The 17336-nt window shown below is 41.2% G+C and carries 15 protein-coding genes and 1 tRNA gene; 5 read left to right on the top strand and 11 right to left on the bottom strand.

The genetic code is table 11. The features are described from left to right. Positions 1–5: 5 nt before the first annotated feature. From IPM48_09340 to IPM48_09300, 9 genes are read right to left on the bottom strand one after another with little or no spacing between them, the layout of a single operon-like run. Positions 6–1238 carry a glycosyltransferase family 2 protein gene (locus IPM48_09340; protein MBK9271791.1) on the bottom strand — a complete coding sequence of 411 codons (1233 nt, stop codon included), beginning with the start codon at positions 1236–1238 and terminating at the stop codon, positions 6–8. Further along, a complete protein-coding gene (locus tag IPM48_09335; protein ID MBK9271790.1) occupies positions 1235–2734 on the bottom strand; it encodes an oligosaccharide flippase family protein in 1500 nt (499 codons plus the stop codon). Before IPM48_09335 ends, IPM48_09340 begins: the two co-directional genes overlap by 4 nt. 6 nt (positions 2735–2740) lie before the next feature. Next, a complete protein-coding gene (locus tag IPM48_09330) occupies positions 2741–3469 on the bottom strand; it encodes a cephalosporin hydroxylase family protein (GenBank protein ID MBK9271789.1) in 729 nt (242 codons plus the stop codon). Positions 3470–3472: 3 nt separating this feature from the next. Beyond that, positions 3473–4318, bottom strand: coding sequence for an NAD-dependent epimerase/dehydratase family protein (locus IPM48_09325; protein ID MBK9271788.1), 846 nt, complete (start codon positions 4316–4318; stop codon positions 3473–3475). 1 nt (position 4319) lies between these two features. Next, positions 4320–5549, bottom strand: coding sequence for a class I SAM-dependent methyltransferase (locus IPM48_09320; GenBank protein ID MBK9271787.1), 1230 nt, complete (start codon positions 5547–5549; stop codon positions 4320–4322). Between the two features lies 1 nt (position 5550). After that, positions 5551–6096: a dTDP-4-dehydrorhamnose 3,5-epimerase gene (gene rfbC / locus IPM48_09315; protein MBK9271786.1), complete on the bottom strand. Its 546-nt coding sequence runs from the start codon at positions 6094–6096 to the stop codon at positions 5551–5553. Continuing rightward, entirely contained in the window at positions 6093–7169 is a 1077-nt protein-coding gene (gene rfbG, locus IPM48_09310; protein ID MBK9271785.1) for a CDP-glucose 4,6-dehydratase, read from the bottom strand. The genes rfbC and rfbG overlap by 4 nt, the downstream gene beginning before the upstream one ends. Then, positions 7163–7939 carry a glucose-1-phosphate cytidylyltransferase gene (gene rfbF / locus IPM48_09305; GenBank protein MBK9271784.1) on the bottom strand — a complete coding sequence of 259 codons (777 nt, stop codon included), beginning with the start codon at positions 7937–7939 and terminating at the stop codon, positions 7163–7165. The genes rfbG and rfbF overlap by 7 nt, the downstream gene beginning before the upstream one ends. 10 nt (positions 7940–7949) lie before the next feature. Beyond that, the gene (locus IPM48_09300; GenBank protein ID MBK9271783.1) at positions 7950–9002 is read right to left on the bottom strand and encodes a hypothetical protein; all 1053 of its coding nucleotides are present in this window, start codon (positions 9000–9002) and stop codon (positions 7950–7952) included. A gap of 258 nt (positions 9003–9260) precedes the next feature. Between IPM48_09300 and IPM48_09295 the strand changes: the two genes are divergently transcribed. From IPM48_09295 to IPM48_09275, 5 genes are all read left to right on the top strand, one after another. Continuing rightward, a complete protein-coding gene (locus IPM48_09295; protein ID MBK9271782.1) occupies positions 9261–10187 on the top strand; it encodes an ATP-binding cassette domain-containing protein in 927 nt (308 codons plus the stop codon). Between the two features lie 12 nt (positions 10188–10199). Then, entirely contained in the window at positions 10200–10919 is a 720-nt protein-coding gene (locus IPM48_09290; GenBank protein ID MBK9271781.1) for an ABC transporter permease subunit, read from the top strand. Positions 10920–10929: 10 nt separating this feature from the next. Further along, positions 10930–12411, top strand: a complete 1482-nt coding sequence (locus IPM48_09285) for a Gldg family protein (GenBank protein ID MBK9271780.1) — start codon at positions 10930–10932, stop codon at positions 12409–12411. Positions 12412–12515: 104 nt separating this feature from the next. After that, complete coding sequence (locus IPM48_09280) at positions 12516–15059, top strand: T9SS type A sorting domain-containing protein (GenBank protein ID MBK9271779.1); 2544 nt, start codon at positions 12516–12518, stop codon at positions 15057–15059. 199 nt (positions 15060–15258) lie between these two features. Then, positions 15259–15699: a hypothetical protein gene (locus IPM48_09275; GenBank protein ID MBK9271778.1), complete on the top strand. Its 441-nt coding sequence runs from the start codon at positions 15259–15261 to the stop codon at positions 15697–15699. Between the two features lie 121 nt (positions 15700–15820). On the opposite strand, the gene IPM48_09270 is transcribed toward IPM48_09275, so the two are convergent. Beyond that, positions 15821–15893: transfer RNA gene (locus tag IPM48_09270), tRNA-Lys, on the bottom strand. A 101-nt stretch (positions 15894–15994) separates the two neighbouring features. Continuing rightward, positions 15995–17101, bottom strand: a complete 1107-nt coding sequence (locus IPM48_09265; GenBank protein MBK9271777.1) for a saccharopine dehydrogenase — start codon at positions 17099–17101, stop codon at positions 15995–15997. Positions 17102–17336: the final 235 nt, after the last annotated feature.

Below are 17336 nucleotides of genomic sequence, written 5' to 3'. Positions count from 1 at the left end.
AATAATTATTGATTTTGTCTGTTTCTTTTAAATGAAATCTGCTTCAGGAAATGTCTGTAAAGTAGAATCAAATTGTAAAATATAAAAAAAGGTATCTGACCATATTTGCTTTTCAATTTATCATGCATCTTACTCAGTTCCATGATATTGCTGATATTTTCTCTCTTACAATCAATGAATACGCTCGAGGTCCAAAAAAAAATATAATGCTTGAGATGATATTGCCATTTGTAAAATTGGCGCCTGAAGTACTCCGGTTTTTTCAACTTCCTCAGGTGAAATTTATTGGCAATTTGACACAATTTATCCCATTCATGATCCAAAACTTTAAAAGCCGCAGCTTCCTTGATGGCTTGTTGCAATTGCCGATCAGGATTTACCCAACCGTCAAACGATTTTAGTCCGTTTTGCGATGCTTGCAACAAACATTCCCAAATTAAAATAGAGTAAAGATGTACAAATTCCAATGAGGGGTGAAAGGGGACATCATCTTTTCCCTTTGAAAACTCATTTTTCAAATTTTCAAATTTACTTTCAAGTCTGAGCTGAACATTTCCATTGCTCTTAGGACTGCTTCCTGCAATTGAAATTGGCCAATAACTGTACATGTATTTTGGTACCACGCAAGACAATGCAACAATGGCGTAATAATCAGGAATTCTGGAATGAAAGAAAAGTCCTTCGCTCTGTTTCTTCACCTGCTGAATATAATCGAGATGAATGATCCCATGGTAGATGCATGGCAAATGATTGGGATGAAGTTTAGCCTTTAAAACAGCCTTGACATAGGAACCGGGATTCCTGATACTGAATCCCTGACTGATGGGCAACTGATACAACTCTTTGATTCTCGCAAACTCATTTCCGGGCCAACGGTAAGAAGCCTGCCTCCAACTGATCGCTGGTAGCTGGTATTGATGAATCCAATTCATGGCTTTTTCGATACCACCTTGCAAAAAGGCATCATCATCCCCTAAAATGGATACAAATCCCTCCTTTACTTGGTTCAATGCAAACTCCCAATTGGCTGACATAGATAAGAATTCAGGACTCTTTACATATTTCAAACGAGGATCCGAAAATAAATGACACACTTCTCGTGTATGAGCTGTTGAAGAATTGTCACAAACAATGACTTCCAAATTCGGATAGCTTGATTGGAGACAAGACTGAATCGCAAAGGGTAAATAATCCTCCCGGTCCCTTGTCGGAATTAATATGGTCAATTTGGAGTTCATGGTTTAAGCAATCCCTTTATACTCCACAAAGGCTGTTCAGACATTATCCGGTTTACCAAAAGTACTGCCGCTGTCATCAAGGAACCAATCACCAGCCATTCTAAAAATCCAAAATAGGATCCTGGAAGAAAGAGGAATTGACCCAAATAGCCCAATGCACCCACCAAAATCAATGGAAGCAACACACAATTAAAATACCATGGTCTTAAAATGGATGGAAGAATACGGGAATGCAATATTGGGATTTCTAACAGGAGATAGCCAAGATTAAGTATGAGCCAAATGAGCGCAGCACCTTCGATACCGAAAGTAGATACAAGGTAAAAAAGCAAAGGAACCAAAACCAATATCGCAATTAAGTTCTTAATGATGGATAAAGAAGTCCAACGGTACACCAGTTGAAGATAGTAAGGCATGGTCATCAGACCGTTTAACATAAATCCAATCACAAAAATTTTGACAAGCCATTCAATTCTTGTAGTCAATACCTCATTGCCAAACCAAATATTCAAAATGGGGATGGTAAAAAAAAAGATTCCTAAACTGACCGGGATAATAACCACAGAAATGAGTTGACTGGCTTTGTGGTACAGTTTTACCAGACTTTCTTCATTTCCACGGGAATGTTCTTGCACCAGTCTGGGGTACACTGCCCCCGAAACAGAAGCAACAAATTTCATCGGTATAGATGCGATGGTAAAAGCAAGTGTATAATAACCAAACTCTTCAAGACTCACCATCCCTGAGACCACGAATTTGTCAACTTGCGAAATGATCGCAGCTATGGTAGATATGAGCGCAACCCCTCTGGTGAATTTAATACTGGGCCGCAGCACCGAAAGCCTAAACTTAGCTTGGTATTGCTCAGTTCTTTCATAATTCCAGACCAATCTCCTTAAAATAATTAATGTGAATACTGTAATGACAATATTAATGATAAAAAAGGCTAGAATATGGTTCCAAAAAAAACGGAGACATAAGATGATAGCAACAAATTTTAGGACCTCAAGAAAGATAAGAATGATATTTAATTTGAATTGCTGCTGCAAACCGTTGAGCGCACCTGAATAAAGCCCCATAAGCAGTCTTAGAGCAAGCAACAATGCCATCGCAAGAATACTTTGCTGGATGGTCACTTCTCCCAAATCAGATTCCCGGACCATTCTATGCGTCAGCGTATCTTTCAACAGCACCAAAATTAGCAGCCCGGTTACTGCTATGAATACATACGCAATTTCAAAAGTCCGCATCAAATCCATGCGAAAGATTCTGGCCTGTAGATCGGTTTTTTCTTTTGCCAGTTCCTGATGGATGGTTGCGCTAAAGCCAAAATCCAATAAAAAAAACACCGCCATCAAACTGGTGTAAAAACCAACCAAACCGTAGGCTTCAACACCCAGATAATAAATATACAATGGCACAAGGAAGATCTGTGATATCGTGAGCCAGGCTTGCAAGCCGAGGTTAGAAATGATATTGTGACCAATCCTGCTCAAAATGAATTACTTTATTTTTTTCAGATAACCCCTTGGAGCTACGCTGATCAGCAATTTGAGATCCAATTGTTCATCGATTATAAACTGATCGTTCGTTTTCATAAATTCATCAACCGCTGTCATGGCGTTATTGCCCACATCCCATGGACGATCGTACATGGCTTTTGGCATTCTTTCAATGATGGTGTCAAAGACCACCAAATAGCTTCCCACGCTTACAAAAGAATGGTAATTTTGGAGTTCTGCAAGCACGTGTTCATGGGTGTGGTTGGAGTCGAGACATACCATAATTTTCTGTTTTCCCTTGGCAATGTCTTTCACTTGTTGGATGATGGCTTGATCGACACTGGAGCCCTGAATCATCGAAATGCGCTTTGCCATTGGATGACGAAGAATTTCTGCTTTATTGTGTTCTCGAATGTCGATGTCAATTCCAAGTATTTCTCCATGTCCAATGAGTTCCATGATAGAGGCATAATAGATCAACGAACCACCGTGCGCAATTCCTGTTTCAATGATCAAATCAGGTTTGAGATCCCAGATAATTTCCTGCATCGCAATCATGTCCTGCGGATATTGAATAATGGGCCTTCCCATCCAGTTAAAATTGTATGAGTATTTTTCTTTGTTGGATACAACATTAAACTGATGTGCAGCATCCAATAACTCTGTATTGGAGCCGTACGATTCAATTCTGGTTTTTCTTTCCTGCTTAAATTCTTCGATTGGATTCATGGATTAATTTTCAAATGATTGAATATTTTTTAGGTCGGGATATCCCCAGAATGAATGTGCCTCGTAATCCGGATAATCATAATAGCCTTTGTTCAAATGAATGTCAGAATTATGAGCCTTCACAAAATTTTCGACCAGCTCTGATATAGAAATGGGTTCACCGCTACAACAATTGTAAATACCAGATCCGTCTAACAACAAGCAGGCATCAACTATTTGCTTTGCCATTTCATGAACGGGAAGATAGTCTCTCAGTTGATCTCCTTTGCTCATATTAAAAACCGGATCACCCGCTTCAATTGCCTTGGCCAATTGACTTAATATGGAATTGGGCGACTGGCCTTCACCATAGGTATAAAATAATCGAAGCCATCTCAATTCAAAATTCATCTCTGCTTGCAAAATGGTCAAAAATCTACGCAGAGCATCCTTTGCAATGGGATAAGGAAGTTGAGGTACTGGACAGCGATCGCTTGTCAGACATCCTTCCATTTTACCATATTCCAGACAGGTGCCTGTGATGACAATATGTCCTATACCAGCCGTCACCATTTTTCTAATAAAAAAATATTGAGGCATCAAATTTTGCTCAATGTGAAACAATTTCTTGTATTCAGGAAGTCCTGTCCAGGCAAGGTGAATCATGTGTCCTACACCCTCCAATTCCATATCCGTAAATGAATGCTCCAAATCTCCTACAATGATGTCGTATTCATCCTGTGGAATATGGAGTGATTTCAATGCGAGTGGATTTCTGGTAAGCACGACAGGTCTGTGTTCACGCCGAATCAACTCCGCTACAACATGCCTTCCGATAAAGCCTGATCCACCTGATACCAATATGCGCATTCTAAAAAACTTCTAACTGGGGAATAGCCACAACGAGTTTTCCACCCCATCTTCTGATATAAAACAATTGCTCTTCAATTTCATCTTTTATATTCCATGGCAAAACCACCACATAATCCGGTTTTAAATCCCTGATATGTTTCTCATCCAAAATGGGGATGTGCATTCCGGGCGTAAATTTACCTTGCTTGTGCGGTGAGGCATCCACAATAAACTGCACCAAATCTTTTCGAACGCCGCAATAATTCAAAAGCGTGTTTCCTTTTGCCGCTGCACCGTAAGCTATTACCGATTTGCCTTTTATTTTGGCATCGATTAAAAATTGATTAAACCTATTCTTGATGGAATTTACTTTGTTCTGAAAATGGGCATAGGTATCCATGCTTTCGATCCCAAAGGCAGATTCTTTGCGAATCATTTTATCCACATTTTCTGATGTAAGATGGCTTGAGTTTTCCTGATGGGTCGCATAAATTCTGAGAGATCCTCCATGGGTATCCAGCTCATCTACATCAAAAATTCTCAATCCAATGGATTCGAAAATTCTTTTGACAATATGAAAGGAGAAGTAAGAGAAATGTTCGTGATAAATGGTGTCAAACTGATTAAATTGTATGAGTTTTAGCAAATGCGGAAATTCAACGGTGATGACTCCTTCCGGATGTAATAATATTTTAAGGCCTGTTACAAAATCTAAAACATCCGGAACATGGGCCAACACATTGTTGCCGACGATGAGGTTTGGTATTCTGCGCTCATTTTTCAATTGCTGCGCGAGTTTGGTACCAAAAAAATCGACCACCGTTGCAATTCCCTTATCCAAAGCTACCTGTGCTGTATTGGCGGTCGGCTCAACTCCAAGGACAGGAATTCCGCTTTCCTTAAAATATTGGAGCAGATAACCGTCATTGCTGGCCACCTCCAAAACAAGCTGATCGCTCCCCAGTCCAAATCTGTTTTGCATCATCTGACAATAAGATTTTGAATGGTTCAGCCAGGTGCTTGAATAAGATGAAAAATAGGCGTATTGATCATGAAAAATATGCTCACGGCCTGAGTAATCCTCCGTTTGGACCATAAAGCAATTTCCACAAATCATCACCCTCAATGGATACCAAATTTCTGATTCAGACAAATTGTCCTTTGTCAAGAGTGCGTTGGAGAGGGGTGCTGAACCCAAATCTATCAGCTCTTCTTTCAATTCCGCTTTACAAAATCTGCAATGACTCATTTTATATTCCTTTAAATGATTGATCAATATTTGAATAAGACAAATCTTTTTTGCTGACCAGCTGAACAGGACGCGGCCACTGGATTCCGATCATTGGATCATCGTATCTCAGGCAAAACTCATGTCCCGGCGTGTAAAAACCAGTATGATGGTAAATCAATTCCGCATGATCTGATAAGGTTAAATAGCCATGGGCGAAACCTTTTGGTACCAAAAGTGATTTGAAATTTTCCTCTGATAACTCGGTTCCAAAATATTGCAGGAAGGTATCCGAATTTTCCCTCAGATCAACCACAACATCCCAAACTTTGCCCCTCACACAGCGTACCAATTTAGTCTCCTGATAAGGCTTCAATTGAGCATGCATACCGCGAAGTGTTCCAGTCTTTGTGTTGGATGCATGATTCATTTGGATGAATTCTTCGGCAAATCCTATCTTTCTAAACTCCTCTTTACAATAGGTTCTAAAGAAATTGCCCCTTTCATCCGAAACAACTTCTGGTTCTATCAGATACAAATCCGCCATCATGGTAGTGATAAACCTCATTTATCCTGACAATTAAAATAGGATTCAATCTGTGCCATGGTCAGACATTCATTTTGATTGTACCACGATTTGTACCACTGCACCGTTTGCAATATGGTGTCAGAAGAATGAAAGATGGGTTTCCATGACAAATGACTCGTTGCCTTGCCCGGATCAAGTTTTAAAATCTTGGCTTCATGGGGATGATCGTCCTTCAACTCAATGTGAAATTTCACCTCATTCCAAATTTCCGCGCATTTTTCTGCTATTTGGATCACAGTCAGGACGTCTTCTGAACTTGGCGAAAAATTCCATGCACCAGAAACAGATTTATCTGCCAACAACATCCTTCTGGTCAGTAGCAAATAACCATACAAACAATCCATGACATGCTGCCAGGGTCTTATGGCATGGGGATTTCTGATCGGAACAGAAGCATGATTTACCGCTGATAAAATCAAATCGGGAATCAAACGATCCCTGTTCCAGTCACCTCCGCCAATCACATTGCCTGCCCGGGCCGAAGCCAAAAGAATTTGATGATTGTGTCCATACTCCGCAAGAGGCAGGTAACTTCTGCGATACGAATCAATGAGTATTTCGCAGCAAGCCTTGGATGAGCTGTACATATCATAACCACCAAGTCTGTCTCCCTCGCGATAAGCATAATCTGTCTCCAGGTTCTCATAGACTTTGTCGGTGGTGACCATTAGAATTGCGCGAAGATTTTGAGCAGAAGCAGAAGCCTTTAAAACATTCAAACTTCCCATCACATTGGTTTGATAAGTCAACAAAGGATCAACATAAGACTTTCTGACCAATGATTGAGCTGCCAGATGGAGGATTACATCCGGATTAAAGCTGGCAATCGCGTGCTGGAGTTTTTCCAAATCACAGATATCCGCAATAAGTTCATTGTAGGTTTTTCCAATAATGCGATGGTGATTTTGCGTGGATTCAGGCAGCAGAGAATAACCAAAAGTTTCTGCCCCCAAAAATTCCAGCATCTCCATGAGCCATACTCCTTTGAATCCTGTATGTCCTGTCACCAGAACTCTCCTGTTTTTGAATGTCTCTTTTAGTGCCTCTACCATAACTTCCATTCTGCCTTACCACTTTGCCAAAGTTCTTCCAATTCGATTCTGTCCCGGAGGGCATCCATTCCTTTCCAAAATCCCTTGTGTTTAAACGCAGCCAACTGACTATCCTGGGCAATTTCCAACAATGGTTTTTTCTCCCACTGAATCTGATCCATATCATCTTTCAGGTAGTCAAATATACCCGGTTCAAGCACAAAAAATCCACCATTGATCCATTGGCCATCTTCATCTGGTTTCTCCTGAAAACGGCTTACGATTCCTTTTGCATCCATATCAATCTGCCCATATCTTCCGGGCATCTGAATACTGGTTAAAGTAGCGAGCTTTCCTGATTGGCGATGAAAGTCAAGGAGCTGTTTTAAATTGACATTGCTCAGACCATCTCCGTAGGTGAGCATGAATGTTTTGCCATTGGTGTATTCTTTAATGCGCTTGATTCTTCCTGCCGTATTTGTGTTTATTCCTGTATCAATCAGGGTCACTTTAAATGACTCTGTATTTGAATAATGTACATCCACTTTGTTTTTTTCCAATTCAATGGTGACATCGGAATTGTATAAATAATAATTTAAGAAATATTCTTTAATCTGAAATCCTTTGTACCCAAGACAAATCACAAAATCGTTGAAACCCTGGGACTCGTAAATTTTCATAATATGCCACAATATGGGCTTTCCACCAATTTCCACCATTGGCTTAGGTCTTGATTCTGTCTCCTCCATCAACCTTGTGCCCAATCCGCCCGCTAAAATGACTACTTTCATGAATGATTACTTAAGAATTTTCCTTGATAACTTTTTGCAAAACCAAAACAACAATCCCTACAAAAAATGAAACCAGAACAGCGATCACCAGATTTTGAAACAAACTTTGCTTTTTGGTATCCAGCGGAGCAATGGGCAAATCCAATACCTGTATAAAGGGAGTTTTATTTTGCAAATTAAAAGAGGCAAGTTCCAAATTTTTCAATGCTTCTCCATAAATAATGGACAACATCCGGATGTCGCGGTCGATTTGAGCCGCAGGTACTGCATCTTGATTGAGATAGGTGTTGCGGTAACTGTCTTTTACCTCAGCCAGTGAATAATCTTTTTTGAAAATAACCGATCTTAGGCTGTCCACTTTTTCCTGCAATTTTCGAAAAGTTACCTCTTGCTTTTCGATGGCTTTGTTGATGTAAAATTCACTCAGCTCATCATACAATGATCGTATGTACTGAATACCGAGCTCCTCGTTGGAAATACAAAATTCGATTTCCATGATTCCGGTCTTTTCATTCAGACTGGTGCTTAATTTTTTGAGAATTTCAACATGAAGATTTTTGATGGCGAGTCGTTGTGTCTGATGCGAAGAATCCAAAAATGTCTCTGAAAAGCGATAAGCGCTCATGCTGTCTTTTCCAAAGAATGGAATAGAAGAAAACCATTTCCCTTCATGGTCCAAAGCCGAGATCAGATGATTGCACATCAAATCATCTTTTCCGTCTATGATCAATTTCTTAAAATAAAGGCGCTCACCTATTTTCCTGGTTTTTGCTATTTCAAGGATCTTTTGCAAATTCAATCGTTGGGTGGTAGTGGGCAATCCAATCTGGCCAAGAATGGAACTAAATCCCGCCACTGAACCTTCTGAATCGTTGAGCATAAAACTGATCTTCGCAAGGTATTTGACCTTGTCAGTGGCCCAGCGGTACACCATCACGGATCCAATGAAGACGAAAATCACAGCAAACATCCAACGTCTGTGATAGATCTGAAGACCATATTTTCTGATGCTAGAAATCAGATCACTCATTCCAAAATCCTGATTTTCAGTATTTACTTCCATACCCGGGCGCGGCTTTGCCCAACATTTTGCAGATTAAATTTTTATCTAACTGCAAAAGTAAGAATATTTTATACATATAATTAAAATGATATGAAAGTTTCATTGGCAAACTCTGATCCCAGCCACCAAAGCCAATTTATTGTCCATATATTCAAGCCAAAATACCGTTTTCACTGAGTCAAATTAGAAATAACCAAAAATCAAATTTTTATAATTTTGCCCCGAATTTCACTTTTTCACCTAAATCTTATCAATGATATGGATTTAATAGTTTCTTCATTGTCAAAAAGATATGATCATCAAAAGGCAGTGGATTCCATCTCATTTTCGGTTCAATCCGGTGAGATAGTTGGTTTTCTCGGACCCAACGGAGCCGGCAAAACCACCACCATGAAGATGCTCACCCAATATTTAGAGCCGGATTCCGGGCAGATCCGTTATGGTGATGTATCCAGTCATTCTTCTCTGGACATTCGAAGGGCCATCGGGTATTTACCCGAACACAACCCGCTTTACGAAGACATGCCTGTCATGGACTATCTGGCATTCTGTGCGGCGTTGCAGGGGGTTCCTTCCACTGAGATTCCGGTCAGGGTTCGAGAGATGATTGTAAAATGCGGACTTGATGTGGAAAAACATAAAAAAATTGCCGAACTATCCAAGGGTTTCCGGCAGAGGGTGGGATTGGCCCAGGCCATCATTCACAATCCAAAAATTTTAATTCTCGATGAGCCTACCACCGGATTGGACCCCAATCAAATCGTTGAAATCAGGGCCTTGATTAAAGAGCTGGGCAAAGAAAAAACGGTTATTCTGAGTACCCATATTCTTCCAGAAGTGGAGGCCACCTGCGATCGGATCATGATTATCAACAAAGGCAAAATTGTGGCAGACGGCACAGTGGCCAATCTGAGAAAACAGTCAGAGTCCAGACAAATTTTAAAAGTAAGAATCGAAGGTGCCAGCACCGATCAAATATTTCATTTGCTGCAAACGCTACCGGATGTCCGGATGGTAGATGTGATCAATGCTTCGGAAAATAGATTTGAAATTCAATCCAATTCTGATCTGTCACTCAATCGCGAAGTATTCAGATTGTGTGTAAACCAACATTTGGATTTACTTGAATTGATTCCACTGGAAACCAAACTGGAAGATATTTTCCGGGATTTAACCATCAACTAAAATCAATGCAATATGACTTCAAATGTTAAAATCATTGCTTTTAAAGAATTGGGATCCTTCTTCGACTCCCTTACCGCCTATATTCTGATGGTAGCTTTCCTGGGATTCAGTGGTTTTTTTACCTGGATTTATGGTGGGGATATTTTTATCCGGAAAGAAGCAGATCTACAGGTGTTTTTTTCAATTGCGAAATGGACCTTGTTTTTCTTTATCCCTGCACTGACCATGAAAATGATTGCAGAAGAAAAGAAAACGGGAACCATTGAATTGCTGCTCACCAAGGCAGTTAGCCCAAGGCAGTTGATCCTGGGTAAGTTTTTTGCCTGCATGATGTTGGTACTGATCACCCTCGGATTTACCCTGGTCTATTACATTTCTGTCAGCCAACTTGGCAATGTAGATCACGGAGCCACCATCAGCGGCTACCTGGGATTAATTTTTATGAGTGCTGCCTATATTTCAATTGGCTTGTTTGCAAGCAGCCTGACCAATAATCAAATTGTTGCCTTTTTATTGGCACTGTTTATTGGTATATTTTTTCATTTTATTTTCGACGTATTGAGTTCCAGCACCAGAGGTATGCTGGGTACACTTTTTAATAATTTAAGTGTCAATGAACATGTGGAGTCCATCTCAAGAGGGGTGATCGACACCAAAGATCTGGTTTATTTTATCACGCTTACTTTACTCGGTCTTTACGCCGCAGAGTGGCTCATTTCCAAAAAGAAATAATGCTGTCGTCATGAACCAATATTTTTCCAAAATTTTCATTGCGATCCTTGGCTTTCTGGTGATCAATATTGCAGCGAGATGGGTTTCCCTCAGGTTTGACCTAACACAAAACAAGGAGTTCACCTTGAGCAAGGCAACCAAAGATATTCTAAAAAATCTGGATGACAAAGTACAGGTCAAAGCGTATTTTTCTGAAGATTTGCCGGTGGATGTAGCCAAAACCACAGAAGCATTGACTGACCTCTTGATTGAATTTAAAAACATTTCAAGCGGCAAGGTCGAATATGAATTTATCTCTCCGAATGACGATCAGACCAAAGAAGAAGAGGCCATGAAAGCCGGTATCCAACCAGTGATGATCAATGTGCGCGAAAAAGATCAGGCCAAACAATTAAAAGCATTTCTGGGATTGACACTCAGTTATAAAGACAAAAAGGAAGTAATTCCATTGGTTCAGCCAGGTACTGCCATGGAATATGCCTTGGCCACATCGGTCAAAAAACTGACCGTAACTGATAAAATTAAAATTGGTTTTATTCAGGGACATGGAGAAGCAAGCCTTCAGGAAATGGCACAGGTCTATCAATCCTTGGATGTTTTGAACGACGTGAAATCGATTTACATCACTGATTCTACCAATTTGCAGGATTTCAAAACCATAGTCTGGGTCAGACCTTCTGACAGCATTCCCGCAGAACATTTTGCGGCCATCGATGCATATCTGGAACAGGGAGGAAATCTGATCATTGCGATGAACCAGGTTGAAGCCAATTTACAGCAAGGGTTTGCCATGACCGGCGGCACAGGTTTGGATGTATGGCTTAACACCAAAGGAATTTTGGTGGACAGCGCATTGGTGAGGGATGTGGCTTGTGGGTCAGTACAAGTGCAACAGAACTCCGGCTTTTTTTCTTTCTCTACTCCTGTGCAACTGCCTTATTTGCCTTTGGTACAAAATTTTTCCAACCATCCGGTTACCAAAGGTCTCGAACGGGTAATCTTTCAGTTTGCCAGTCCGGTCAGATATCAAGGCAATGAGCAGTGGACGCCTCTTGTTTTGAGCAGTGACAAATCAGCTTCAGAAAAGGTGCCTTTGATGATTGATATCCAAAGACAATGGACGCAGGCAGATTTTCAGGAGCGCAATATTTGCATGGGTGGCTTGCTGGAAATCAGCAAGGGCGCTAAAATTATTGTTTTTGGCGATGGAGATTTTCCGGTGGGTCAGGGACGCAATCAGCAAGTGAATGAAGACAATGTATCTCTTCTGGTCAATGGAATCGAATGGCTCAGCGATGATTCGGGGCTTATTGAATTGCGCACCAAAGCAGTACAAACCAGACCCATCAAAGAATTGGACGATGCTAGCCGGAGCATTTACAAATACACTAATTTTCTACTACCCATCGGGATTGTACTTTTGTATAGCATGTATCGCTCTGCTCAATCCCGCAAAAAACGGCAGGAGAGAATGGAGCAAAGGTTTATTTAAATAGTATGGGCTGGTTGATTGGTCTTTATAGATTGATGGACTTCTTTCAATTTTGAAATCAACGATGCCCTTTTTTAAACGTTATATTAAGCTAAATTCCTGTCATGAAATTATTGCATTCTATGCTGGTCCCATTGGTTTCTTTGTGTTTTTGGGCCTGTCAAAAATCATCGACCCATGTGCCTCTTAAGCCAAGTGAACAGTATTGGCAGGATCGATTTGGTCCGGGTACCGAACAACTGATCCAAAAGAAAACCGCACTCTACCAGCGGGTAAAAGCCCAAATGTCCTTGCGAAACCCTGATTTTGAGGGCAGTTGGACCTTGCAGGGACCTGCCAATATAGGAGGAAGGGTATCCACTTTTGCCATTCATCCCACAGATCCAAAAACCATGTACGCCGGCTTTTCTGTCGGCGGTATTTTTAAAACAACGGATGGAGGAATGCATTGGCAACCCATCTTTGATCAGGCAAGCAATCTGGCCATTGGGGCCATTGCCATCGATCCAAGAGATCCTGAGATCATCTATGCCGGAACAGGAGATCCCGATATTCCGGGCGGTGTTTTTGTTGGTAATGGGCTGTACAAATCTTTGGATGGTGGCAAAAGTTGGAATCATCTGGGACTGTCAGAGACCCGGGTAATCAATGAAATCATCGTTGATCCCGGTGATTCCAAGATTGTCTGGCTTGCCGCAATGGGCAATCCCTTTACCAGAAATTTTGATCGGGGGGTTTATGTCTCACATGATGCTGGCTTGCAATGGACCAAATCACTTTATGTGAATGATTCAACAGGTGCAACTGATATTTGCCTTAAGCCGAACAATTCAAACGTCATCTATGCTGCGATGTGGCACAGGGTAAGGAACGACAGCAGCAGCACGGTGCAAGGTACAGGTAGTGGGATTTATCGCAGCACAGACAGAGGACTCAGTTGGCAGAAAATTCACGATGGCATCGAAAATCAAATCTTTGGAAGAATTGCCATTGAAGTTTGTCAGGCGGCTCCTGAAATTATATATGCAAGAATGGTGTACAACGACGGTGTCTTTTGTGGGGGAGGCCATCAGTTTGGAAAACTGTACAAGTCAAGCAATGCAGGTAATCAGTGGAATGAAGTGCCAGTTCTATTTGATGAAAGCAGCATCCCTTGTGATGCCCTTGGAGGATTTGGTTGGTATTTTGGCCGCATGGCGGTCAATCCGAAAGACCCGGATGATCTGTATGCGCTGGGAGTGAACTTATACAGAAGCAGGGACGGGGGGATCCAATGGAGAATGGAGAGTCCTCCATGGTGGACTTATGATGTGCATGCCGATAAGCACGAACTGGAGTTTCTTCCCAATGGTGACTTTGTCTTAGGTACAGACGGCGGATTGTACCATTATGACATCCAAAATGAAACCTGGACTGACATTGAAAATATTCCCAGCACCCAATTTTATCGCGTGGCTTACAATCCACACAGACCAGATTGGTTTTATGGAGGAGCGCAGGACAATGGCACCAGTGGCGGCCAGGGTACTGACATGGAAAACTGGCAAAGAATATATGGGGGCGATGGATTTCTTCCCGCTTTCCACCCAACAGATCCTTTAATCTTTTGGGCATTGACCCAAAACGGTGGGCTCAATCAGACCCAGGATGGAGGTATCTCTTTTGACCGCTTTACCGAAGGTCTTAATGGCAGTAAAAATTGGGACATGCCATATCTGATCAGTCATCATTCTGCAGACCGAATGTATGCCGGAGCCCAAAGAGTCTATGCCAATGATCAGGCTACGACACCGGATTGGTATTCCATTAGTCCCAATCTGGCCAGCAACGGACCTTATAAAACAGCTTCGACCCCCACCCTGACCTGTTTGGATGAGTCCAAAATCAATCCAAACGTTTTGATTGCGGGATCCAACAGTGGAAATGTCTGGATCACCAGTAATCTGGGAAGGAATTGGATTCTAGTCCACCAAGGCTTGCCAGCAGCTCTCATCACTTCGGTCAAATGCTCCCATGAGGATGACAGAACCTTTTATGTGACGGCCTCGAGTTACCGCAACGATCAATTGAGTTCGATGGTGTATAAAACCACAGACAATGGAACCAGTTGGACCAACATCACTGGTGGAGACCTCAGTGAGAACCCAGTCTTTGACCTGCAGATTTTAAAATCAAATTCAGATGATGATTTGGCCGTAGGCACGCTGACAGGCGTGTACGCGAGGGTAAATGGAAACAACAATTGGAAAAGATTGGGAAACAACATGCCCATCGTACCGGTCAATGACCTGGCATTAAATCCTGTCACAGGAGTTTTGATCGCCGGAACATATGCCAGGGGGATTTATTCCTTTCCGATAAAAGACATTGTCAACAGTACCAAAACAGAGTCAGAAACTACCCAGCTAAATATTCTTCACTACCCGAATCCAAGCACTGATTTTATATTTCTCCAATCCAATAAAAATCTATCAGAAGTCCAACTCATTTGGTGTGATGCATCCGGAAAAATTTACAAGCGAGATAAAACCAGTCTCATTGCTCATCAAAAGTCCGCTATTGATCTTAGCCTGTTCCCTACCGGAACTTATTTGCTGAAAATCATGACGGATGAAAGAGAGTTGGTCCGAAAGGTCGTGAAGATGTAGAATTCAGAATTTTTTTCAGACAAATCAAAAAGGGAAACCTTTAAATCTTAGATTTATAAGACTTATTGGAGATCAATTAGAAATTAAGTACTACAGCTGCAATAAATTGCATGTTATAAATTGAACTTTCTATTTCTTAACTAAATTTGATTTGTGTACCATTTTCTTGGACCACGTCATCCTTGGGTTCCGTGAAGTTATGGAAGAAGCTTTGCATGTGCAAATAGAAGAGAAAATTGCTAATATACCACCTTTAGAGGGGATGGTCATTTTAAAACGAATTGCTTGGAGCGACCAACCAGAAGAAAGAGAGAATGATCTTTCAGATATTTTAAAAATCATAGAGCATTATTACAATCTAAAATGGGATGAAATTGTGGAAATCCACTATGATACCTTAGGTAAAGAACCATTTGATCAAACAACTATTTCTGCAGAAGTATTAGGAAGAAATGCAAGATTGTATTTAGATAAATCTAAAGCTATCTCAGAAAGAGTTTTAAATCTTTTAGAATTGAATTTACAAAATGCTTCAAAATCTGTTATAGCTAAACAATGGTCTCGGAAATTAAATGTTGATATTGAATATGCTTTTGCATTGCTCAAAGCTTTTCAAAAAGGTATAACATACACAGTTTAAAGGAGAAAATTACACTTCAAAATATTAATCACTTATAGTTTAGCTTTTAACTCAAGGGTCTCCAACGGGGTGGCAAAAAATTAAAAAGCCCTGCAAGTCTATGACTTACAAGGCTTTTGAGTGATCTGTTTGGGACTCGAACCCAAGGCCCACGGCTTAAAAGGCCGTTGCTCTACCGACTGAGCTAACAGATCTGATAGGACCCTTTTTTAAAAGGAGACGCAAAGGTATAACACTGCTTTCTTTTTTCCAAATATCATTAAAAAATAGATATGGCGCTCTGCCTTACCTTGACTCAGGAATTGATCAGGCTTTGGTTCTTGCTGTTGAAAAACGCCATCTGAACAAAAGGTCCTTTCATAAACTCCTCCGGATCAATGGATGATTGAGGTACCGAACCCTTGTAATTTCCGGTCAGAAGCATTCTCGCGCATTCCAGCATGGGGGCAGCGGTGGTGATCTGTATGGCTTTGAGTTTATGAGAACCCACCATCTTAGGATGGATGATCATGCTTTTTTCTTTGATCCTCAAGATGCCTTTGCGGTCATAGCCTTCTACGGATGCATAGATGACGATGAGATCGTCTTCCACATGGGGTATGGATTTTTGCATTAGTTCCAAGAGGCTGTACTCCGGTCTGGGATCCTTGTGGTCTATGGTAGCAATCTGTTGTCTGACCCAGTTGAAATGACCCGGATAACGGATGGTCTTATAATCGAGCTCCTTGGTCTTACCAAGGAAGAAGTCCGGTAAATCGGCGGCGCCTCCCGAAGTAAAATCATCTTCGTAGCACAGCCCATCAATCATCATTTCGGTGGTGCCTGACAAGGCAGGAATGTTCACTTTTTCACCTCCCCGAATGGCAACAGTGTCCTTGAGGTATTCGGTGGCTACTCCAATGGGGCTCCAGGTAAACCCATAGTAATGAGGGGCTTTGACGACACGGGTGAGGGCTCCAACCTTCATCGAAATCTTCTCCACTTTTTCGTTTTGGTGCTCTGCAACAAAGGAATTGTACAGTTTGTGGGCCAAAATATTGATAAAACCAGGAGCTAAGCCGGCCTGAAGTACAAATCCGGTGTCTGCGTCTTCACACATTCTGGTGATCTGTTGGGTTTCTGCAACATACTCCGTCAGATTAATATAATGAAGTTTGTATTTCAATGCCAAAGCCGCCATGGCCGGTGCCTGTCCGCCAGGCAAGCAATCCAAAATGATCTCAGCAGCGCTTAAGATGTAATCCACCTGAGAATTGAGATCGGTGGAATTTAGGTAGAAAGGCTCAACCTGTACCAGTCCCGATGCCCCATCTTGTATCCACCGGGCAACAGAGGCTGCGAGCTCATGGTCAATATCGCCTATAAATATTTCACAAGGCATGTCTCTCATCTCCGCCAACATCAAGCCGGCAGCTTTTCCTATGCCTCCTGCGCCTGCAATCACAATTTTTTTGGTATTCACCTGATTCTTTTTTAAGTATTTGCAAAGGTAGCGTTTCGGTCACAACCATCCGGTCAAAGGAGGTTTAAGAAAGCGGTAAACTTATGTTAATATTATAATTACACATTACATATTATATATATATAAAAAATAAAATACATATTATGATTTTACAAAATATATATTATAATGTTTT

The organism is Saprospiraceae bacterium, from assembly GCA_016715965.1.
GTDB lineage: Bacteria > Bacteroidota > Bacteroidia > Chitinophagales > Saprospiraceae > Vicinibacter.
Note: the sequence above shows the minus strand (reverse complement) of the source record. Positions and strands in the feature narration are given on the sequence as shown.

What these genes read in the sequence shown, in the direction of transcription:
- IPM48_09280 (MBK9271779.1), top strand. Translation starts at nt 12,516, where the DNA reads ATGAAATTATTGCATTCTATGCTGGTCCCATTGGTTTCTTTGTGTTTT.
- rfbF (MBK9271784.1), bottom strand. Translation starts at nt 7,939, where the DNA reads ATGAAAGTAGTCATTTTAGCGGGCGGATTGGGCACAAGGTTGATGGAG.
- IPM48_09265 (MBK9271777.1), bottom strand. Translation starts at nt 17,101, where the DNA reads ATGTTGGCGGAGATGAGAGACATGCCTTGTGAAATATTTATAGGCGAT.
- IPM48_09285 (MBK9271780.1), top strand. Translation starts at nt 10,930, where the DNA reads ATGAACCAATATTTTTCCAAAATTTTCATTGCGATCCTTGGCTTTCTG.
- IPM48_09340 (MBK9271791.1), bottom strand. Translation starts at nt 1,238, where the DNA reads ATGAACTCCAAATTGACCATATTAATTCCGACAAGGGACCGGGAGGAT.
- IPM48_09275 (MBK9271778.1), top strand. Translation starts at nt 15,259, where the DNA reads ATGGAAGAAGCTTTGCATGTGCAAATAGAAGAGAAAATTGCTAATATA.
- IPM48_09300 (MBK9271783.1), bottom strand. Translation starts at nt 9,002, where the DNA reads ATGGAAGTAAATACTGAAAATCAGGATTTTGGAATGAGTGATCTGATT.
- IPM48_09325 (MBK9271788.1), bottom strand. Translation starts at nt 4,318, where the DNA reads ATGCGCATATTGGTATCAGGTGGATCAGGCTTTATCGGAAGGCATGTT.
- IPM48_09330 (MBK9271789.1), bottom strand. Translation starts at nt 3,469, where the DNA reads ATGAATCCAATCGAAGAATTTAAGCAGGAAAGAAAAACCAGAATTGAA.
- rfbC (MBK9271786.1), bottom strand. Translation starts at nt 6,096, where the DNA reads ATGAGGTTTATCACTACCATGATGGCGGATTTGTATCTGATAGAACCA.
- IPM48_09320 (MBK9271787.1), bottom strand. Translation starts at nt 5,549, where the DNA reads ATGAGTCATTGCAGATTTTGTAAAGCGGAATTGAAAGAAGAGCTGATA.
- IPM48_09290 (MBK9271781.1), top strand. Translation starts at nt 10,200, where the DNA reads ATGACTTCAAATGTTAAAATCATTGCTTTTAAAGAATTGGGATCCTTC.
- rfbG (MBK9271785.1), bottom strand. Translation starts at nt 7,169, where the DNA reads ATGGTAGAGGCACTAAAAGAGACATTCAAAAACAGGAGAGTTCTGGTG.
- IPM48_09295 (MBK9271782.1), top strand. Translation starts at nt 9,261, where the DNA reads ATGGATTTAATAGTTTCTTCATTGTCAAAAAGATATGATCATCAAAAG.